24 protein-coding genes, 1 pseudogene and 1 other annotated feature are annotated in these 18533 nt (G+C 54.5%); of the genes and pseudogenes, 16 read left to right on the top strand and 9 right to left on the bottom strand.

Annotated features, from left to right (window positions below; genetic code table 11):
- Window positions 1-29: 29 nt before the first annotated feature.
- Window positions 30-791, top strand: coding sequence for a YciK family oxidoreductase (locus ABGB15_RS09790; RefSeq protein WP_215722171.1), 762 nt, complete (start codon window positions 30-32; stop codon window positions 789-791).
- On the top strand, window positions 788-1378 hold the full coding sequence (gene cobO, locus ABGB15_RS09785) for a cob(I)yrinic acid a,c-diamide adenosyltransferase (protein WP_215722172.1): 591 nt from the start codon (window positions 788-790) through the stop codon (window positions 1376-1378). Before ABGB15_RS09790 ends, cobO begins: the two co-directional genes overlap by 4 nt.
- A 36-nt stretch (window positions 1379-1414) precedes the next feature.
- On the opposite strand, the gene rluB is transcribed toward cobO, so the two are convergent.
- The 3 genes from rluB to rnm all read right to left on the bottom strand — a co-directional run bounded on the left by rluB (window position 1415) and on the right by rnm (window position 3885).
- Window positions 1415-2290: a 23S rRNA pseudouridine(2605) synthase RluB gene (rluB, locus tag ABGB15_RS09780; protein WP_008502809.1), complete on the bottom strand. Its 876-nt coding sequence runs from the start codon at window positions 2288-2290 to the stop codon at window positions 1415-1417.
- 96 nt (window positions 2291-2386) lie between these two features.
- Complete coding sequence (locus ABGB15_RS09775; protein ID WP_152081293.1) at window positions 2387-3007, bottom strand: L-threonylcarbamoyladenylate synthase; 621 nt, start codon at window positions 3005-3007, stop codon at window positions 2387-2389.
- Window positions 3004-3885, bottom strand: coding sequence for an RNase AM (gene rnm / locus ABGB15_RS09770; protein ID WP_369064170.1), 882 nt, complete (start codon window positions 3883-3885; stop codon window positions 3004-3006). Before rnm ends, ABGB15_RS09775 begins: the two co-directional genes overlap by 4 nt.
- Before the next feature lie 139 nt (window positions 3886-4024).
- On the opposite strand from rnm, the gene trpL reads away from it, so the two are divergent.
- The 9 genes from trpL (at window position 4025) to ABGB15_RS09725 (ending at window position 12754) form a co-directional block, all read left to right on the top strand.
- A complete protein-coding gene (gene trpL, locus ABGB15_RS09765; protein ID WP_106993556.1) occupies window positions 4025-4069 on the top strand; it encodes a trp operon leader peptide in 45 nt (14 codons plus the stop codon).
- Window positions 4046-4139 (top strand) — a sequence feature (Trp leader region). Its footprint overlaps the gene before it by 24 nt.
- Before the next feature lie 23 nt (window positions 4140-4162).
- Complete coding sequence (locus tag ABGB15_RS09760; RefSeq protein WP_152081295.1) at window positions 4163-5725, top strand: anthranilate synthase component 1; 1563 nt, start codon at window positions 4163-4165, stop codon at window positions 5723-5725.
- Window positions 5725-7320, top strand: coding sequence for a bifunctional anthranilate synthase glutamate amidotransferase component TrpG/anthranilate phosphoribosyltransferase TrpD (trpD, locus tag ABGB15_RS09755; protein WP_215722174.1), 1596 nt, complete (start codon window positions 5725-5727; stop codon window positions 7318-7320). Before ABGB15_RS09760 ends, trpD begins: the two co-directional genes overlap by 1 nt.
- Window positions 7321-7323: 3 nt before the next feature.
- On the top strand, window positions 7324-8682 hold the full coding sequence (gene trpCF, locus ABGB15_RS09750) for a bifunctional indole-3-glycerol-phosphate synthase TrpC/phosphoribosylanthranilate isomerase TrpF (RefSeq protein ID WP_215722175.1): 1359 nt from the start codon (window positions 7324-7326) through the stop codon (window positions 8680-8682).
- Between the two features lie 10 nt (window positions 8683-8692).
- A complete protein-coding gene (gene trpB / locus ABGB15_RS09745) occupies window positions 8693-9886 on the top strand; it encodes a tryptophan synthase subunit beta (protein ID WP_215722176.1) in 1194 nt (397 codons plus the stop codon).
- On the top strand, window positions 9886-10695 hold the full coding sequence (gene trpA / locus ABGB15_RS09740; RefSeq protein WP_215722177.1) for a tryptophan synthase subunit alpha: 810 nt from the start codon (window positions 9886-9888) through the stop codon (window positions 10693-10695). Before trpB ends, trpA begins: the two co-directional genes overlap by 1 nt.
- Window positions 10696-10865: 170 nt before the next feature.
- Window positions 10866-12077 (top strand): selenium metabolism membrane protein YedE/FdhT, encoded by a 1212-nt coding sequence (gene yedE / locus ABGB15_RS09735; RefSeq protein ID WP_215722178.1) that lies wholly within the window; start codon window positions 10866-10868, stop codon window positions 12075-12077.
- Window positions 12074-12307 (top strand): sulfurtransferase-like selenium metabolism protein YedF, encoded by a 234-nt coding sequence (gene yedF, locus ABGB15_RS09730; RefSeq protein WP_152081301.1) that lies wholly within the window; start codon window positions 12074-12076, stop codon window positions 12305-12307. Before yedE ends, yedF begins: the two co-directional genes overlap by 4 nt.
- Window positions 12308-12436: 129 nt before the next feature.
- Entirely contained in the window at window positions 12437-12754 is a 318-nt protein-coding gene (locus ABGB15_RS09725) for a PTS sugar transporter subunit IIB (protein WP_152081302.1), read from the top strand.
- 49 nt (window positions 12755-12803) lie between these two features.
- Here the strand turns inward: ABGB15_RS09725 and ompW are convergent, their stop codons facing one another.
- Window positions 12804-13436, bottom strand: coding sequence for an outer membrane protein OmpW (gene ompW / locus ABGB15_RS09720; protein WP_152081303.1), 633 nt, complete (start codon window positions 13434-13436; stop codon window positions 12804-12806).
- 170 nt (window positions 13437-13606) lie between these two features.
- Between ompW and ABGB15_RS09715 the strand changes: the two are divergent.
- The 4 genes and pseudogenes from ABGB15_RS09715 to yciA form a co-directional block, all read left to right on the top strand.
- Window positions 13607-13696, top strand: a pseudogene (locus ABGB15_RS09715) (YkgJ family cysteine cluster protein); the annotation flags it as partial.
- A 25-nt stretch (window positions 13697-13721) separates the two neighbouring features.
- Window positions 13722-14465, top strand: a complete 744-nt coding sequence (locus ABGB15_RS09710) for a YciC family protein (RefSeq protein ID WP_152081304.1) — start codon at window positions 13722-13724, stop codon at window positions 14463-14465.
- 51 nt (window positions 14466-14516) lie between these two features.
- Complete coding sequence (locus ABGB15_RS09705; protein ID WP_152081305.1) at window positions 14517-15056, top strand: septation protein A; 540 nt, start codon at window positions 14517-14519, stop codon at window positions 15054-15056.
- Window positions 15057-15158: 102 nt separating this feature from the next.
- Complete coding sequence (yciA, locus tag ABGB15_RS09700; RefSeq protein WP_152081306.1) at window positions 15159-15563, top strand: acyl-CoA thioester hydrolase YciA; 405 nt, start codon at window positions 15159-15161, stop codon at window positions 15561-15563.
- Window positions 15564-15590: 27 nt separating this feature from the next.
- On the opposite strand, the gene tonB is transcribed toward yciA, so the two are convergent.
- Window positions 15591-16313, bottom strand: a complete 723-nt coding sequence (gene tonB, locus ABGB15_RS09695; protein WP_152084382.1) for a TonB system transport protein TonB — start codon at window positions 16311-16313, stop codon at window positions 15591-15593.
- A gap of 220 nt (window positions 16314-16533) precedes the next feature.
- Here tonB and ABGB15_RS09690 point away from each other — a divergent pair, with 220 nt between their 5' ends.
- On the top strand, window positions 16534-16830 hold the full coding sequence (locus tag ABGB15_RS09690; protein WP_152081307.1) for a YciI family protein: 297 nt from the start codon (window positions 16534-16536) through the stop codon (window positions 16828-16830).
- 35 nt (window positions 16831-16865) lie between these two features.
- On the opposite strand, the gene leuE is transcribed toward ABGB15_RS09690, so the two are convergent.
- From leuE to ABGB15_RS09670, 4 genes are all read right to left on the bottom strand, one after another.
- On the bottom strand, window positions 16866-17501 hold the full coding sequence (leuE, locus tag ABGB15_RS09685) for a leucine efflux protein LeuE (protein WP_152081308.1): 636 nt from the start codon (window positions 17499-17501) through the stop codon (window positions 16866-16868).
- Window positions 17502-17570: 69 nt separating this feature from the next.
- Window positions 17571-17981, bottom strand: coding sequence for an Exc2 family lipoprotein (locus ABGB15_RS09680; RefSeq protein WP_215722179.1), 411 nt, complete (start codon window positions 17979-17981; stop codon window positions 17571-17573).
- A gap of 20 nt (window positions 17982-18001) precedes the next feature.
- The gene (locus ABGB15_RS09675; protein ID WP_225903361.1) at window positions 18002-18121 is read right to left on the bottom strand and encodes a KPN_01571 family protein; all 120 of its coding nucleotides are present in this window, start codon (window positions 18119-18121) and stop codon (window positions 18002-18004) included.
- A gap of 108 nt (window positions 18122-18229) precedes the next feature.
- Complete coding sequence (locus ABGB15_RS09670) at window positions 18230-18403, bottom strand: YciY family protein (protein WP_017384232.1); 174 nt, start codon at window positions 18401-18403, stop codon at window positions 18230-18232.
- Between the last annotated feature and the right edge of the window lie 130 nt (window positions 18404-18533).

Genomic DNA, 18533 nt, shown 5'->3' with positions numbered 1-18533 from the left:
TTGACGCGCAGTGTGCCTGAGGAGTCACCGTGCATTATCAACCGCAAAAAAATCTGCTGCAGAACCGGATTATTCTTGTCACCGGTGCCAGCGACGGAATTGGTCGCGAAGCGGCGCTGACCTATTCCGAATATGGCGCAAGCGTCATCCTGCTGGGCCGTAACGAAGACAAACTTAAACGGGTCGCGCAGGAAATAGAAAATGCTGGCGGCACACCAACGCCGTGGTACACGCTCGATTTACTCACCTGCACCCCTGCAACCTGCCAGGCGCTTGCACAGCGTATCGCCGCGCATTACCCACGTCTTGACGGTGTTCTGCACAATGCCGGACTGCTGGGCGAAGTTCGCCCGATGGAAGAACAAAATCCCGAGATCTGGCAGCAGGTCATGCAGGTGAACGTTAACGGGACATTCTTCCTCACCCAGGCGTTGCTTCCTTTATTACTCAATTCTGATTCCGGCTCTCTGGTCTTTACCTCTTCCAGCGTGGGCCGCCAGGGGCGCGCAAACTGGGGGGCATACGCCGCCTCAAAATTCGCGACCGAAGGGATGATGCAGGTTCTTGCCGAGGAGTATCAGAGCCGCCATCTGCGCGTAAACTGCATTAATCCCGGCGGGACGCGCACCAAAATGCGTGCCAGCGCCTTCCCGACGGAAGATCCACAGAAGCTCAAAACCCCGGCAGATATCATGCCGCTCTATCTCTGGTTGATGGGGGACGACAGCCGCCGCAAAACAGGGATGACCTTTGATGCCCAGCCAGGCCGCAAGCCGGGAATTTCGCAATGAGTGAGGAACGTCATCAGCAACGTCAGCAGCGTCTGAAAGAGCAGGTTGATGCGCGCGTCGCCGCAGCCCAGGACGAGCGCGGGATCATCATCGTGTTTACCGGCAACGGCAAAGGTAAAACCACCGCGGCGTTTGGCACCGCCACGCGTGCGGTGGGTCATGGGCAAAAAGTGGGTGTCATTCAGTTTATTAAAGGGGAATGGCCTAACGGTGAACGTAATTTGCTCGAGCCGCATGGCGTTGAGTTTCAGGTGATGGCGACCGGGTTTACCTGGGACACGCAAAACCGTGAAACCGACACCGCAGCCTGCCTTGTCGTTTGGGAACACGCTAAACGCATGCTGGCTGATCCTGCGCTGAATATGGTGCTACTGGATGAGATCACTTATATGGTGGCGTATGACTACCTGCCGCTGGATGCTGTACTGGAGGCGTTAAAAAATCGGCCTTCGCATCAGACCGTTATCATTACAGGGCGTGGCTGCCATCGGGATATTCTCGAGCTTGCAGACACCGTCAGCGAGTTGCGTCCGGTTAAGCATGCGTTCGATGCGGGTATCAAAGCGCAAATCGGCATTGATTACTAAATAAAAAGCCCGGTCGACATGACCGGGCTTCTGTTTTTAACCGTTATTATTACGACTGCCGGAGCGGCGATTGCTGCTCACCTGGCTGTGACGTTTCACGGCACGACGGATCTGGTTCGCCTTCATACGACGACGATCTTTCTCCACCGCCACTTTGGAGGTGGTTTCTGGCGTCAGGCCAACCAGCTCACGCAGATAGTTAGTCTGAGTGAGATCCAGTTCGGTATAACCGCCGCGCGGCAGACCTTTCGGCAGGAGGATGTCGCCGTAACGAACACGGATCAGTCGGCTAACCTGCACGCCTACCGCTTCCCACAGACGACGCACCTCGCGGTTACGGCCTTCGGTCAGGGTCACGTTGTACCACTGGTTAATCCCTTCACCACCGGTAAATTTGATGGTTTTGAACGCCGCAGGGCCGTCTTCCAGCTGAACGCCACGCGACAGATCGCGCAGTTTATTTTCATCAACCTGGCCAAAGACACGCACGGCGTATTCACGTTCCACTTCACGGCTTGGGTGCATCAGACGGTTTGCCAGTTCACCGTCGGTGGTAAACAGCAGCAGACCGCAGGTGTTCACGTCCAGACGACCCACGGCAATCCAGCGAGCACCACGCAGTTTAGGCAGACGGTCAAACACCGTCGGGCGACCTTCCGGGTCATTGCGGGTACACAGCTCGCCTTCCGGCTTATAGTAAGCCAGCACGCGGCAGATCTGTTCAGCGGACTCTTTCACGGAGATAAGATGACCGTCGATACGGATCTTCAGCCCCGGTACGATTTCTACGCGGTCACCCAGCGTGGCGATTTTACCGTCCACACTCACGCGTCCCGCTTCAATAATGGCTTCGATTTCACGGCGTGAACCGTGGCCGGCGCGCGCCAGCACTTTTTGTAACTTCTCGCTCATTGAGCTTCCTCAGGTGTCGCCTTCACAGGCGTCGAATCAGGTCAAAACGGAACTGCGCCCCATTTTGATGGCCGCGTAGTATAGCTGCTTACACCTTTACAAGAAAGGCTTAACATCGCCCACGCCTTCACGAATTACTTCTGGCGCATCATCGGTCAGGTCCACTACCGTCGTCGGCTGCTGGCCGAGATAGCCGCCATGAATAATCAGTTCCACCACCTTCTCCAGACGATCTTTGATCTCTTCCGGATCAGACTCGGTAAATTCACTGCCTGGCAGCATCAGCGAGGTGGAGAGCATCGGCTCACCCAGCGTCTCCAGCAGCGCCTGCGCAATCGGGTTAGACGGTACGCGCATCCCGATAGTTTTGCGCTTTTCCTGCAGCAGACGACGCGGCACCTCTTTCGTCCCTTTCAGGATGAACGTGTAGTTGCCGGGCGTGTTATTTTTGATCAGCCGAAACGCCACGTTGTCGACATAAGCATAGGTCGACAGTTCGGAGAGATCGCGGCACATCAGGGTAAAATTATGGCCATCCGGTAGCTGGCGAATACGGCAAATGCGCTCCATTGCCCCTTTGTCTTCAATTTTACAGCCCAGCGCGTAGCCAGAATCGGTCGGGTAGACGATCACGCCCCCTTTGCGAACAATCTCCACGGCCTGGTTAATCAGGCGTGGCTGTGGGTTATCCGGATGGATATAGAAAAACTGACTCATACTTCCCTCTCTTCAATTTGCTGTGGCTGTTCCCAGAGCTGCCAGACAGGCTCCACGCCTGCGGGCAACCAGAGCTTGCGCCCCAGTTCGATCCACGCGCAGGGCTGGTGGAAATCAGAACCCTGTGACCCAAGCAGGCCGAACTGGCGGGCATAGGTCGCGAGCTGTGAACGCTCATTGGGAGCCTGCTGACACTGGGCGACTTCCATCGCCTCACCGCCGCATTCGGCAAAGTGCGCCAGCAGTCTTTTCAGCCATTTAGCAGAAAGATTATACCGCCCCGGATGGGCCAGCACTGCCTTACCGCCAGAATGATGAATCACATCAATAGCTTGTTTTATTGTACACCACTGTGGCGGAACGTATCCGGTTTTCCCGCGCGCCAGATACCGTTTAAAAACATCCGCCATTGTGGTTGCCTTCCCCGCCTCGACGAGGAAACGGGCGAAATGGCCCCGCGTGACCGCCCCGCCGTTCGCCAGTTTGCGTGCGCCTTCCAGCGCACCGGGAATATGCGCTTTCTCAAGACGCTCACCGATCATCTCCGCACGCTGGTTACGGCGTATTTTTTGTTCCTCTAAAAAGGCACGCAGTGCCGGATGTTCTGTATCGATGTTCAGGCCCGCAACATGTATTTCATGATTTTCCCAGAGGGTCGAGATTTCAACGCCGGAAACCAGGTTGAGTGCGAGCCCACTGCGGGCAATCTCCGCGCGGGCGGCGGGGATCGCATCTGTCGTATCGTGATCGGTTATTGCCAGCGTGCCGACACGCATTTCTACGGCGCGGTGGACCAGGGCTTCGGGCGTCAACAGGCCGTCAGAGGCCTGAGTATGGCTGTGTAAATCATAAATTATGGCGTAGGTGGTATCGCTCAAAGCACTTCCCGTTACAGGTTGGAGACATCCGAAACGTCTATGATAACGACTTGCCGCGAAATTCTGAAATCAAGGGTTGACAACTCGCCATCGAACTAGTTAACTAGTACGCAAGTTCACACGAGAAAGGTATCTGAAAATGACCGCACATTTCACTCTGCATGGCTGGTGGCGTACTTCCTGATTATCGGGCAGTGTCACACGTCTGCAAAATGCAAACAGATACCAGCCCGCTACCAGGCGGGCTTTTTTTTGAACAAAAAATGAGAACAATATAATGCAAACAGCCAAACCACACCTCGAATTGCTGACCTGCGAGGCGGCCTATCGCCACAATCCGACCGCGCTGTTTCATCAGGTCTGCGGTGCCCGTCCGGCAACGCTGCTGCTGGAATCCGCCGATATTGACAGCAAAGACGATCTCAAGAGCCTGCTGCTGGTCGACAGTGCGCTGCGCATTACCGCATTAGGTGACACCGTCACTATTAAGGCATTGTCAGAGAACGGCGCATCGCTGCTGCCTCTGCTGGACGCTACTCTGCCGTCTGGTATTGAAAATGAAAAACACCCGGAAATGCGGATTCTGCATTTCCCGCCGGTCAGCCAGCTACTGGATGAAGACGCCCGCCTGTGCTCCCTGTCCGTTTTCGACGCCTTCCGCCTGCTGCAAAATCTGGTGTCCGTGCCGGAAGATGAACGTGAAGCGATGTTCTTCGGCGGGCTGTTTGCTTACGACCTGGTCGCCGGTTTCGAAGATTTACCGGAGACTGAACAGGGCAACCGCTGCCCGGATTACTGTTTCTATCTGGCCGAAACCCTGCTGGTAATTGACCATCAGAAAAAATACACCCGCATCCAGGCCAGCCTGTTCACACCGTCTGCGTCGGAAAAACATCGTCTCGAACACCGTATTGCACAACTGCAGCAGCAGATGACGGAAGCCCCACCTGCACTGCCAGTGCAGCGTGTCGAACAGATGAAGTGCGACGTAAACCAGACTGACGATCAGTACGGCGCGGTGGTTCGCCAGATGCAAAAAGCAATTCGCGCCGGGGAAATTTTCCAGGTTGTGCCGTCCCGTCGTTTCTCACTGCCCTGCCCGTCGCCACTGGCGGCCTACGACGTGCTGAAAAAGAGTAACCCAAGCCCGTACATGTTCTTTATGCAGGACAACGATTTCACCCTGTTTGGCGCGTCACCGGAAAGTTCCCTGAAATACGACGCCACCAGCCGCCAGATTGAGATCTACCCGATTGCCGGTACCCGCCCACGCGGTCGTCGCGCCGATGGATCACTGGATCGCGATCTCGACAGCCGTATCGAACTGGAAATGCGTACCGACCATAAAGAGCTGTCCGAGCACCTGATGCTGGTAGACCTGGCACGTAACGATCTGGCGCGCATCTGCACACCGGGCAGCCGCTACGTGGCGGATCTGACCAAAGTTGACCGCTACTCCTTCGTGATGCATCTGGTGTCCCGCGTGGTGGGAGAACTGCGCAGCGACCTCGATGTGCTGCACGCCTACCGCGCCTGCATGAATATGGGCACCCTGAGTGGCGCGCCAAAAGTGCGCGCGATGCAGTTGATTGCCGAAGCCGAAGGTCGCCGTCGCGGCAGCTACGGCGGCGCGGTGGGTTACTTCACCGCACACGGTGATCTGGATACCTGCATCGTAATCCGCTCCGCCTACGTGGAAGACGGCATTGCCACCGTCCAGGCGGGGGCCGGGATTGTTCTTGATTCTGTTCCGCAGTCTGAAGCTGACGAAACCCGCAGTAAAGCACGTGCGGTATTGCGTGCCATCGCGACCGCTCACCATGCACAGGAGATTTTCTGATGGCTGACATTCTGCTGCTCGATAATATCGACTCCTTTACTTACAACCTGGCAGATCAGCTGCGTGCGAATGGTCATAACGTCGTTATCTATCGCAACCACGTACCGGCGCAAACGCTGATCGACCGTCTGGCTACGATGCAAAACCCGGTGCTGATGCTCTCCCCTGGGCCCGGCGCACCGAGTGAAGCAGGCTGTATGCCGGAGCTGTTGACCCGTATGCGTGGCAAGCTGCCAATTATTGGCATCTGCCTCGGCCACCAGGCCATTGTGGAAGCCTATGGCGGCTACGTTGGTCAGGCCGGTGAGATCCTGCACGGCAAAGCCTCCAGTATTGAACATGACGGCCAGGCGATGTTCGCCGGGCTGCCAAACCCACTACCCGTGGCGCGTTACCATTCGCTTGTCGGCAGCAACATTCCGGCCGGACTGACCATCAACGCCTCGTTTGAAGGGATGGTGATGGCGGTGCGTCACGATACCGATCGCGTCTGCGGTATGCAGTTCCACCCGGAATCGATCCTGACCTCCAACGGCGCGCGCCTGCTGGAGCAGACGCTGGACTGGGCGTTACAGAAACTGGAACAGACCAATACCCTGCAGCCGATACTGGAAAAACTGTATCAGGCACAGACCCTGAGCCAGCAGGAGAGCCACCAGCTCTTCTCCGCCGTGGTGCGCGGCGAGCTGAAACCTGAACAGCTGGCGGCCGCGCTGGTGAGCATGAAAGTACGTGGCGAAAGCCCGCAGGAGATTGCCGGTGCCGCGACGGCCCTGCTGGAAAATGCCGCTCCGTTCCCGCGTCCGGACTATCCGTTTGCGGATATTGTCGGCACAGGTGGTGACGGCAGCAACAGTATCAATATCTCCACCGCCAGTGCGTTCGTTGCAGCGGCCTGTGGACTGAAGGTAGCGAAACACGGTAACCGCAGCGTCTCCAGCCGTTCCGGATCTTCTGACCTGCTGGCCGCGTTCGGCATCAACCTGGACATGCAGGCCGAACGTTCGCGTGAAGCGCTGGATGACCTGGGCGTTTGCTTCCTGTTCGCGCCGAAATATCACACCGGTTTTCGTCACGCGATGCCGGTTCGCCAGCAGCTTAAAACCCGCACACTGTTTAACGTGCTGGGCCCGCTGATTAACCCGGCGCACCCGCCGCTGGCGCTGATTGGCGTTTACAGCCCTGAGCTGGTGCTGCCGATTGCAGAAACGCTGCGCATGCTGGGTTACCAGCGTGCCGCCGTCGTTCACAGCGGAGGCATGGATGAGGTGTCGCTTCATGCGCCCACGCTTGTTGCCGAACTGCGCGACGGTGAAATCCTGAGCTATCAGCTGGAAGCGTCCGACTTCGGCTTAGCCCCGTATCATCAGGAAGCGCTGGCGGGTGGGACGCCTGAAGAAAACCGTGACATTCTGACGCGCTTATTACAAGGTAAAGGTGAGGTCGCCCATGAGGCTGCCGTGGCTGCCAACGTCGCCATGCTGATGCGTTTGCATGGTGAGGAAGATCTGAAGGCCAACGCCCAAAAAGTTCTGGACGTACTGCGCTCCGGTGCAGCTTACGATCGCGTTACCGCACTTGCGGCAAGAGGGTAAAGAATGCAGACCGTTTTAGCGAAAATCGTTGCCGATAAGGCCATCTGGGTAGAAGCCCGCAAGCAACAACAGCCGCTTGCCAGTTTTCAGAACGATGTGGTGCCAGCTACACGCCGTTTTTATGATGCCCTGCAGGGTGCGCGTACCGCGTTCATCCTGGAGTGTAAAAAAGCCTCTCCATCGAAAGGCGTGATCCGTGACGATTTCGACCCGGCGCGCATTGCCGGTATCTATAAACATCATGCGTCAGCCATCTCCGTGCTGACGGATGAAAAATATTTCCAGGGCAGCTTTGATTTTCTGCCGATTGTCAGCGGTATCGCGCCGCAGCCCATTTTGTGCAAAGACTTTATCATCGACCCGTATCAGATCTGGCTGGCGCGTTTTTACCAGGCCGACGCCTGCCTGCTGATGCTCTCGGTGCTTGACGACGAACAGTATCGCCAGCTTTCGGCGGTAGCACACAGCCTGAACATGGGCGTGCTGACCGAAGTGAGCAATGAAGAAGAGCTGGAGCGAGCGATTGCGCTGAAAGCCAAAGTGGTCGGCATCAATAACCGCGATCTGCGAGACCTGTCGATTGATCTGAACCGCACACGCCAGCTGGCTCCGCGCCTCGGGCCTGGTGTGACGGTGATCAGCGAATCTGGCATCAACAGCTACGCCCAGGTGCGTGAGCTGAGCCATTTTGCCAACGGTTTCCTGATTGGCTCGGCGATGATGGCACACGACGATCTCAATGCCGCAGTACGCCGTGTCTTACTCGGTGAGAACAAGGTATGTGGATTAACCCGTGAAGAGGATGCACAAGCCGCGTATGAGGCAGGCGCGATTTACGGCGGGCTGATCTTTGTGGGCACCTCTCCTCGTGCCGTGACGGAAGAACAGGCACGTAAGGTGATAGCAGCCGCGCCGCTCAGCTATGTGGGCGTCTTCCGTAATGCCGATATCACCGACGTTGTCGCAAAAGCCGAAGCGTTATCTCTGGCTGCAGTGCAACTGCACGGTGATGAAGACCAGGCGTATATCAATGCCCTGCGCGAGGCTCTCGCACCTCAGGTTCAGCTCTGGAAAGCGCAAAGCGTTGGCGAGACATTGCCCGCGCGTAACCTGAATCATGTTGATAAATACGTGCTCGACAACGGCCAGGGCGGTACGGGCCAGCGATTTGACTGGTCACTGCTGAACGGCGAAGCGCTGGACAATGTCCTGCTCGCGGGCGGGTTAAGCCCGGATAATTGTGTGGACGCAGCGAAAACCGGCTGCGCAGGCCTCGATTTCAATTCAGGCGTAGAGTCCCAACCGGGAGTGAAAGATGCCAGCAAACTGGCCTCAGTATTTAAAACTCTGCGTGCATATTAAGGAAGAAAAGATGACGACATTACTAAACCCGTATTTTGGTGAGTTCGGTGGGATGTACGTCCCGCAAATCCTGATGCCCGCGCTGCGCCAGCTGGAAGACGCGTTCGTGAGCGCGCAGAAAGACCCGACGTTTCAGGCCGAATTTACCGACCTGCTGAAAAACTACGCGGGCCGCCCTACCGCACTGACAAAATGCCGTAATCTGACGGAAGGCACAAAAACCACGCTGTACCTTAAGCGTGAAGATTTGCTCCACGGCGGCGCGCATAAAACCAACCAGGTGCTGGGCCAGGCGCTGCTTGCCAAACGCATGGGCAAAACTGAAATCATCGCTGAGACCGGTGCCGGTCAGCACGGTGTGGCCTCCGCTCTCGCCAGCGCCCTGCTCGGCCTGAAGTGTCGCATCTATATGGGGGCAAAAGACGTTGAGCGTCAGTCCCCAAACGTGTTCCGTATGCGCCTGATGGGTGCGGAAGTGATCCCGGTCCACAGCGGCTCCGCGACGCTGAAAGATGCCTGTAACGAAGCGCTGCGCGACTGGTCTGGCAGCTACGACACCGCGCACTACATGCTCGGCACTGCGGCGGGCCCGCACCCGTTCCCAACTATCGTGCGTGAATTTCAGCGCATGATCGGTGAAGAGACCAAAGCGCAGATCCTCGAAAAAGAGGGTCGCCTGCCGGATGCGGTGATCGCCTGCGTCGGCGGTGGTTCTAACGCCATCGGGATGTTTGCAGATTTTATCGATGACACCAGCGTGGGGCTTATCGGCGTGGAACCCGCCGGTCACGGCATTGAATCGGGTGAACACGGCGCGCCGCTGAAGCACGGCCGCGTGGGGATCTACTTCGGTATGAAGTCACCAATGATGCAGACTGACGAAGGCCAGATTGAAGAGTCTTACTCTATCTCTGCCGGTCTGGATTTCCCGTCTGTCGGGCCACAGCATGCTTACCTGAACAGCACTGGTCGTGCGGATTACGTTTCCATTACGGATGACGAAGCGCTGGAAGCCTTTAAAACGCTGTGCCGCAACGAAGGGATTATCCCGGCACTGGAATCCTCGCATGCCCTGGCGCACGCGCTGAAAATGATGAAAGAGAACCCGGAAAAAGAACAATTGCTGGTGGTTAACCTTTCCGGTCGCGGTGATAAAGATATCTTCACCGTTCACGATATTCTGAAAGCACGAGGGGAAATCTGATGGAACGCTACGATAACGCATTTGCACAACTGAAGGCTCGCCAGGAAGGCGCGTTCGTTCCCTTCGTTACTCTGGGCGACCCTGGCCCGGAACAGTCGCTGAAAATTATCGACACCCTGATTGAAGCCGGTGCCGATGCACTCGAATTGGGTATCCCGTTTTCAGACCCGCTGGCAGATGGCCCGACCATTCAGAACGCCACCCTGCGTGCCTTTGCGGCTGGCGTCACGCCAACGCAGTGTTTTGAGATGCTGGCAACGATCCGCCAGAAGCACCCGACCATTCCGATTGGCCTGCTGATGTATGCCAACCTGGTGTTTAACCGTGGCATTGATGAATTTTACGCCGAGTGCGCGCGCGTGGGCGTCGATTCTGTTCTGGTTGCCGATGTGCCCGTTGAAGAGTCGGCCCCTTTCCGCCAGGCGGCAATGCGTCACAACGTAGCCCCCATTTTCATCTGCCCGCCAAATGCGGATGATGAACTGCTGCGCCAGATTGCCTCGTACGGACGCGGGTATACTTACCTGCTCTCCCGTGCGGGCGTGACGGGTGCGGAGAACAAAGCGGCGTTGCCTCTGCATCATCTGGTAGAAAAGCTGGCGGAGTACCACGCGGCACCACCGCTGCAGGGGTTTGGTATTTCGTCACCGGATCAGGTGACTGCGGCCATTGACGCGAAGGCAGCCGGTGCCATTTCCGGCTCCGCGATTGTGAAGATCATTGAGAAAAACGTGGATAAACCTGAGCAAATGCTGGCTGAACTCAAAACCTTCGTTACCGACATGAAAGCGGCCACACGTCAGGCCTGATGTTAAAAACCGTCTGGCGCGACTGCCAGACGGTTCCTTATCCTCCCCTTAAGGGTTACGTCAAAATTGATCCCATCGATATTCTCGGCGTGAATGACTTTTCAAACCCTGCCGTAAGCGTATGATCCGGTTTCTTTCTGTTTATACCTTCTGAGTTCAGAGGCTTACACATGTCATGGCATACCTTCAAACAGGCTTACCTGGTTAAGTTCTGGTCGCCCGTTCCGGCCGTTATCGCGGCAGGCATTCTTTCTACTTATTATTTCGGCATTACCGGCACATTCTGGGCCGTCACTGGCGAGTTTACCCGCTGGGGTGGTCAGCTATTGCAGCTTGCAGGCGTGCATGCCGAAGAATGGGGTTATTTCAGGCTCATTCATCTCGACGGCACACCGCTGACACGCATCGACGGAATGATGATTATCGGCATGTTCGGTGGCTGTTTTGCTGCCGCACTGTGGGCAAATAACGTTAAACTGAGAATGCCAAAAAGCCGGATTCGCATTTTGCAGGCGGTTACCGGCGGGATCATTGCCGGGTTTGGTGCGCGTCTGGCAATGGGGTGCAACCTCGCCGCTTTCTTTACGGGAATTCCTCAGTTTTCACTGCACGCGTGGTTCTTTGCCGTGGCAACCGCCATTGGCTCTTACTTTGGCGCTAAATTCACCCTGCTGCCGCTGTTCCGCATTCCTGTCAAAATGGTCAAGGTGACGGCTGCGTCGCCCTTAACACAACAGCCTTCTCAGGCGCGCCGCCGTTTCCACCTCGGTATGTTGGTGTTTTTTGCCATGATCGCATGGGCTATTTGCACAGCGCTAAACCAGCCGAAACTGGGCCTGGCAATGCTGTTCGGCGTTGGCTTTGGCCTGCTGATTGAACGTGCACAGATCTGCTTCACCTCCGCGTTTCGCGATATGTGGATCACCGGACGCGCCATGATGGCGAAAGCGATTATTGCCGGGATGGCGGTGAGCGCCATTGGCATCTTCAGCTATGTCCAGCTTGGCGTAGAGCCAAAAATCATGTGGGCTGGCCCAAATGCGGTGATTGGCGGCTTGCTGTTTGGTTTCGGCATTGTTCTGGCCGGAGGCTGCGAAACAGGCTGGATGTACCGCGCCGTAGAAGGCCAGGTACATTACTGGTGGGTGGGGCTTGGGAACGTTATCGGCTCCACGATTCTGGCATACTACTGGGATGATTTGTCACCTGTGCTGGCCACAAACTGGGACAAGGTCAACCTGCTGAACACCTTTGGCCCGCTCGGTGGCTTGCTGGTGACGTATGCCCTGTTGCTGGTTGCATTTTTACTGGTCGTCGCGCAGGAGAAACGTTTCTTTCGCCGTACCTCTGTCAAAACTGAAACGCAGGAGAATGCTGCATGAGTGAGATCGTGCCTGACTATCGCCTTGATATGATCGGCGAGCCGTGTCCCTACCCTGCGGTCGCCACGCTTGAAGCGCTGCCGCAGTTAAAAAAAGGAGAAATTCTGGAAGTGGTAAGCGATTGTCCGCAGTCCATCAACAATATTCCTCTGGATGCCAAAAACCACGGTTATACGGTGCTGGATATTCAGCAGGACGGGCCTACCATTCGTTATTTGATCCAGAAATAAGCGCTTATCTGCGCTCCGTTCAGGGGCGCACCTTCCTCCCGCGATAAATCGTCTAAAAACACGCCGCTCGTCCCATTTTCCTGATCTGAGCAGGCATAGTGTATGGGCAGTTTCCAGGAGGTTACACCAATGAAAAAAATTCTGATTTGTTGTCTTTTCGGTAATACGGCGAATACGCTTGCAAAGAAAATGCAGCATGTTGCCGATGAGCGAGGCTACCCTCTCGTCATCAGCGCAGTAGGAGTGGATAATTTCGCCAGCGTCGCCCCCGCGTTTGATGGGTATCTGGTCGCACCGCACATTCAATACAAACGTGAGGAGCTTGCACAGCAGATCGACGCAAATTTACCGGTGCTGATTATCGAAAGCTACCCTTATGCGTCTCTGGATGGGGAAACGGTGTTGCTGTATGCGCTTGAGCATATGCCAGAGCTGGGGATTAATTAAGTGGGTCTGCGAAGCTGGCCATCAGCTGGGCCAGCTTCTTACAGGATGGTCAGAAACGGTATCCCGCCGAGAACATAAACACCCACGGGTCCAGGCGTGTGCTAATGCTCTGCTGCTCGCCGCCCGCTTTAAAGCGCACGTCGGTATCAATGTCCATATACCAGACCGAGGCGTTGATTAACCAGTCGCGGTTAATCAGATAATCCAGACCTACCTGCCCCGCCATCCCCCAGGAATCTTTCAGGCTGAGATCGGTAAGCCCCGCGTCTTTACCGGTATCGTTAAATTTCTCATCAAAGAAGGTGGTGTAGTTCACGCCTGCGCCAATATACGGACGCACCTTGCTGCTGGAATCACCAAAGTACCATTGCGCCATCAGCGTGGGCGGTAAATGGTGCACCGTGGCGATATCGCCGGTTGGCCCAAGCCCAACGCGGTGACGGAATGGCGTGGCCGCCAGAAGCTCAACACCAACGTTATCTGTTGCCATATACGTGAACGTCAAACCTAACTGGGTATTATTACTGACGTTAAACCCGCCCATTCCTAGCACATTATCGGAACCTTCCGTTGGACGCACCGTTGCCGAACCTGCACGAATAAAGAATTCGCCCGCTTCATGCGCGTAAGCGCCACCAGAGAGACTGCTTAAGACAAGGGCTGCCACCGCTAATTTTTTCATATCCGCTCCATCGTTGTGGTTTTCATAGCGGATGAGAATATACTCACAAATGAGTAATAAGTGATCTAACACAGATCACATTAAAACCAGTAACTTAACATTTATTGATCCAGATTAATTTTTGCGGATATCACCCGAGCGGGTAATTTGATTTACCCATGAGCGCGGCATTACCGCCGCTTTACAAAGATATGCTTTTCCATACAAGCCTTGATGCTGCCACAGTAGCGTTATCCGGTGTACAATTGCCGGCTAATTAATACCTGCAATACTCAAGGAGAGTGCATGTCTATCACGGCGAAGTCTGTCTACCGTGACACGGGAAACTTTTTCCGCAATCAGTTCATTACCTTTTTGCTGATCGCATTGTTGTGCGCCTTTATCACGGTGGTACTGGGTCATGCGTTCTCACCCAGTGATGAGCAGATTGCCAGCCTGAGCCAGGGGGACCACCTTACAGATAGCGTGGGGTTGTTTGAGCTGGTGCAGAACATGACGCCGGAACAGCAGCAAATCCTGCTGCGCGCATCGGCAGCCTCAACCTTCTCCGGTCTGATTGGCAATGCCATTCTCGCCGGTGGCGTACTGCTGATGATCCAGCTCGTCTCTGCGGGTCATCGTGTAAGCGCCTTACGCGCCATTGGTGCCAGCGCCCCGGTGCTGCCGAAGCTGTTTATTCTCATCTTTTTAACCACGTTGCTGGTGCAAATGGGGATTATGCTGGTTGTTGTGCCTGGGGTACTGTTGGCTATCGTGCTCTCCTTTGCACCGGTGATGGTCGTGCAGGATAAAATGGGGATCTTCACCGCGATGCGCAGCAGCATGAGGCTCGCGTGGGCAAACATGCGCCTGGTCGCCCCTGCGGTGGTTAGCTGGTTACTTGCCAAAACGCTTTTGCTGCTGTTTGCACCGAACTTTGCCGTATTAACGCCAAACGTCGGTGCGGTGGTCGCTAATACGCTGAGCAACCTGATTTCAGCTGTACTGCTGGTCTACTTGTTCCGCCTGTATATGTTAATTCGTCAGTAATCCTGATGGCCGGGGGCGTTCCCGGCTTTTCTCAGAAGATGGGATCGTAGAATGAAGCAGTTTCTGGATTTTTTACCGCTGGTCGTGTTTTTCGCGTTTTATAAGCTGTATGACATTTACGCCGGGACGACGGCACTGATTATTGCTACCGCTGTCGTACTCATCTACAGCTGGGTTCGCTACCGTAAAGTTGAAAAAATGGCGCTCATTACTTTTGTGATGGTGGCCGTCTTTGGTGGGCTGACGCTGTTCTTCCACAATGATGAATTCATCAAGTGGAAAGTGACGGTGATTTATGCCCTGTTTGCGGGGGCCTTGCTAATCAGCCAGTGGGTGATGAAAAAACCCCTGATTCAGCGCATGTTGGGTAAAGAGCTGACCTTACCGCAGGAAGTATGGTCTCGCCTGAATATGGCCTGGGCGCTGTTCTTTATTCTCTGTGGGCTGGCCAATATCTACATCGCCTTCTGGCTACCGCAGAACATCTGGGTCAATTTTAAGGTCTTCGGCCTGACGGCGCTGACGCTTATCTTTACTCTGTTAAGTGGCGTTTATATTTACCGGCACATGCCGCAGGACGACAAGCACTGATTGTTATATCCAGAGCGCGTGTCAGCGCGCTCTGGGCTATTCTCTCTCATCCAAAATCATAGTAGCATCCCGCCTGAAGTCTTCAGTTACGAGTTAAAAACAATGACAACAAATAACGCCCCTCAGGGCGAACTGGTTTTGCGCACACTGGCAATGCCCGCGGACACGAATGCCAATGGCGATATTTTTGGCGGCTGGCTGATGTCGCAGATGGATATGGGCGGTGCAATCCTGGCAAAAGAAATTGCTCATGGACGTGTGGTTACCGTGCGGGTGGATGGAATGACCTTCCTTCGCCCGGTTGCAGTGGGTGATGTGGTCTGTTGTTATGCGCGTTGTGTAAAGCGCGGTAATACGTCAATTTCCATCAATATTGAAGTGTGGGTCAAAAAAGTTTCATCCGAGCCTATCGGACAACGTTACAAAGCAACGGAAGCGCTGTTTATTTATGTCGCGGTAGACAGTCAGGGAAAACCGCGCCAGCTTCCTGCGATAACTGCCGGGTAAAAAAAAGCCTCCTTACGGAGGCTTTTCTTATTCCATCTGCGCTCCGCCATTCAGGCGGAAAACAATATTCACTATCAGCCCACTGCCCGGCTTACCGGCCTCATAACGCCACTTGCGCATGGCCGTTTTCACTTCACGTTCAAACATATTAGAAGGCTGTGCGGACAAGACTTCCACGTTTTCAACGCGACCATCTGGCGTAACGTCAAATTTCACCCGCACACGCCCTTCAATGCGTAATGCCTGAGCACGTGCCGGATACTGTGGCTGGTTACGGCTCAGCGCACGAGGACCGGCCGGCGCTGTGATCTTCGGCTTCGCCGTTGTCGTGGAGTTATTCATTACCGGACGCGATGGCGCAGTATTTTCTACCGTTTGCGTAGCGCGTGGCTCTACCGGACGCTCTTCACGTTTTGGACGCTCCTCCACCTTTTTGACCGGTTTTGGCTTCGGCTTGGGTTTAGGCTTCGGTTCCGGTTTATGGATCACGACCGGTGCTTCTTTCGGCGGCTCCGGAATCGGTTCAGGCTCGGGCTCAGGTTCAACGACCGGCTGAGGCGGTGGAGGCGCAACCTGCGGCGGTTCAAGATCCGCGGGCGATACCATGGTCACGGAAATTGGCTGCGCGGGCGCTGGCATTTCAATAACCTGATGAACCGAGGTATAGAGCAAACCCGCCACGACAGCACCGTGAATAACGACGGAAAGCAGCGTCGGCCATGGAAAGCGGCGAGGTAAATCAAGGGTCATCGAAGTCATAATCATCAACGTTAAAAAACCGAACCCTGATTTTAAATGCAAATAGCAATCATAATCAATAAGACACTTTGTTCTGGCGCAATTTAAGCGCATGAGAGGCCAAAAAAGGCGCACTTAGCTCAGGGTTTTAACATTGTTTTTATGTTTACATTGCAGTCAGTTATGCTTTCACATAACGTAAATAACACTTTCTCAGTTTAGGAGTTCCACCGTGCTTTATGTGATTTACGCTGAAGATGTTGCTGATTCGCTGGAAAAACGCCTTTCGGTCCGCCCTGCTCACCTGGCGCGCCTGCAACTGCTGCAGGATGAAGGCCGACTATTAACCGCTGGCCCAATGCCCGCAGTAGACAGCAACGATCCGGGTGCCGCAGGTTTTACTGGCTCCACGGTCATCGCCGAGTTTGAATCGCTGGAAGCGGCAAACGCCTGGGCAGAAGCTGACCCGTATGTAGCGGCCGGGGTGTATGAGAAAGTCAGTGTGCGACCGTACAAGAAAGTGTTTTGATATCAAAAAGGCTCCCTCAGGAGCCTTTCTTTTCATCAATGCAGCGATGCAAGCCTTGCCGCAAATCCTACAAACAGCAACCCTATCAACCCGTTCCCCAGTTTTGCCAGTTTCTTTTTGGTTTTCAGGTAACGGGTAACAAACGCCCCGGAGAAGATCAGGAAGCTCATATACATAAAGCTGATTAGCTCCAGCGTGGTTGCGAGGATCAGAAAAGAGGTGCCTGTATTTGCAGCATTTACATCAATGAACTGCACAAAAAACGACACATAGAACAGAATCGCTTTTGGATTGGTCAGGCTTAAGACCAGCGAGCGTTTCATGATCATGCTTGCCGGTTCCGTACCGCTCTCGTGCGTATTATTCTGACGGGTAATGACCGACCAGAGCATTTTTCCGCCCAACCACAGCAGATAGAACGCACCAAGATAACGGACGATATTAAATAAGACAGGCGTGGTCTGGATGAGTGCCGCAACACCTGCCCAGGCCAGGAACATCAGGACGGCATCGCCGATAAATACACCGGTCGCGGCCAGATACCCTTTTTTGACGCCGTGCCCAATCCCTGTTTTCAGTACAAACAAGGTGTTCGGTCCTGGAACCAGCACAATAAAAAATGCGCCGACGACGTAAGTCCAGAAATTCAGTACACCAAACTCCGCAAACACTTCTCCCTCCTTTTGCTAAAAAACAAAGGGAATATCGCTGCAACGGCGATACTCCCAAAACGCATCCGCTTATTGTACGCCGTTATAGCCATCAAGATAAGTCGCGGCCAGTTCATTGCCGAACAAAATGGCGTCTTTGTCTTCCATTTCAGACGTCCATTTATCGCTGGCATTGCCTGAGAATGCATGGTCGGTACTGGCTTCTTTCCTCAACTGATCGCGAATGCTTTGGGCATATTCGCTGGCCTCAGCCGCAGTGCGCCCGGCTGAACGATCGGCTTTACCCTGCGCATATAGCTCGCGAAATTGCGGGACGTTCAGACGGTAATTTTGAGGTACGCTCGACGTAAAGTTTCCGCCGACGAAATTTGATTTATGGGACACGAAAGAATACGCGTGTCTTTCCGGTGATGTTTTTGTACTGGTACACCCGCTTAAAAGCGCAATTCCCAGAATTGCAGCCAGCATTTTTCCATTCATCCCTTATTCCTTTAGTCACACTACGGAGCTATCCCGTTAAGTAAATAGTCAATCAACGCGGGAAACGACGAAAGTCCTGCGTATTCTCTGAGCGCATCCAGCGTCATAAGCACGACAAAAACCCAGAGGTAAGGATTCATATTTTATATTCAACGCATCAGGGGTACACAGTATATCGCGGAATCAGGTCGGGAGAGGACTGCGAGAATTGATAGCTAAGGGACACCTTAACGGTGCCCTCATGACGTTCAGATATCCTGGACGGCAAACAGCAACGCATTACGGTGTCTGTTCAGCCCACATTTTCTGATGGCGTGGATACGCATATTGCGGCGGGATTGTGCTTCCAGCCAACGAGCCTTGCGACGACTCACCTGTCGCAACATGCGCCAGCGCCCTACTTCTGTTCTACTGCGCTTCATGTCTACAACTCTTTCTTAAACAGAAATCTCATTATAAACCCAACCCGGCGGCAAACCAGCGCTTTTATCTGCCGTTTTTATTTGCCAGATGAATCCTGATGCGTACACTCATAACAACACGCTTTCAAAA

Origin of the sequence: Enterobacter sp. MALB-1, assembly GCF_041021625.1 — a bacterium.
Classification (GTDB): Bacteria; Pseudomonadota; Gammaproteobacteria; order Enterobacterales; family Enterobacteriaceae; genus Enterobacter; species Enterobacter oligotrophicus.
The sequence above is the reverse complement of the archived record's forward strand: the minus strand, read 5'-3'. Positions and strand labels throughout refer to the sequence as shown.

Excerpts from the sequence above, each read along its gene's own strand:
- ABGB15_RS09725 (WP_152081302.1), top strand. The coding sequence starts at position 12,437 with ATGAAAAAAATTCTGATTTGTTGTCTTTTCGGTAATACGGCGAATACG.
- cobO (WP_215722172.1), top strand. The coding sequence starts at position 788 with ATGAGTGAGGAACGTCATCAGCAACGTCAGCAGCGTCTGAAAGAGCAG.
- rluB (WP_008502809.1), bottom strand. The coding sequence starts at position 2,290 with ATGAGCGAGAAGTTACAAAAAGTGCTGGCGCGCGCCGGCCACGGTTCA.
- ABGB15_RS09710 (WP_152081304.1), top strand. The coding sequence starts at position 13,722 with ATGTCTATCACGGCGAAGTCTGTCTACCGTGACACGGGAAACTTTTTC.
- trpA (WP_215722177.1), top strand. The coding sequence starts at position 9,886 with ATGGAACGCTACGATAACGCATTTGCACAACTGAAGGCTCGCCAGGAA.
- ABGB15_RS09675 (WP_225903361.1), bottom strand. The coding sequence starts at position 18,121 with ATGAATCCTTACCTCTGGGTTTTTGTCGTGCTTATGACGCTGGATGCG.
- ABGB15_RS09760 (WP_152081295.1), top strand. The coding sequence starts at position 4,163 with ATGCAAACAGCCAAACCACACCTCGAATTGCTGACCTGCGAGGCGGCC.
- trpD (WP_215722174.1), top strand. The coding sequence starts at position 5,725 with ATGGCTGACATTCTGCTGCTCGATAATATCGACTCCTTTACTTACAAC.
- ABGB15_RS09680 (WP_215722179.1), bottom strand. The coding sequence starts at position 17,981 with ATGAATGGAAAAATGCTGGCTGCAATTCTGGGAATTGCGCTTTTAAGC.
- trpCF (WP_215722175.1), top strand. The coding sequence starts at position 7,324 with ATGCAGACCGTTTTAGCGAAAATCGTTGCCGATAAGGCCATCTGGGTA.
- ABGB15_RS09775 (WP_152081293.1), bottom strand. The coding sequence starts at position 3,007 with ATGAGTCAGTTTTTCTATATCCATCCGGATAACCCACAGCCACGCCTG.
- yciA (WP_152081306.1), top strand. The coding sequence starts at position 15,159 with ATGACAACAAATAACGCCCCTCAGGGCGAACTGGTTTTGCGCACACTG.
- ompW (WP_152081303.1), bottom strand. The coding sequence starts at position 13,436 with ATGAAAAAATTAGCGGTGGCAGCCCTTGTCTTAAGCAGTCTCTCTGGT.
- trpB (WP_215722176.1), top strand. The coding sequence starts at position 8,693 with ATGACGACATTACTAAACCCGTATTTTGGTGAGTTCGGTGGGATGTAC.
- yedF (WP_152081301.1), top strand. The coding sequence starts at position 12,074 with ATGAGTGAGATCGTGCCTGACTATCGCCTTGATATGATCGGCGAGCCG.
- yedE (WP_215722178.1), top strand. The coding sequence starts at position 10,866 with ATGTCATGGCATACCTTCAAACAGGCTTACCTGGTTAAGTTCTGGTCG.
- tonB (WP_152084382.1), bottom strand. The coding sequence starts at position 16,313 with ATGACCCTTGATTTACCTCGCCGCTTTCCATGGCCGACGCTGCTTTCC.
- ABGB15_RS09670 (WP_017384232.1), bottom strand. The coding sequence starts at position 18,403 with ATGAAGCGCAGTAGAACAGAAGTAGGGCGCTGGCGCATGTTGCGACAG.
- ABGB15_RS09705 (WP_152081305.1), top strand. The coding sequence starts at position 14,517 with ATGAAGCAGTTTCTGGATTTTTTACCGCTGGTCGTGTTTTTCGCGTTT.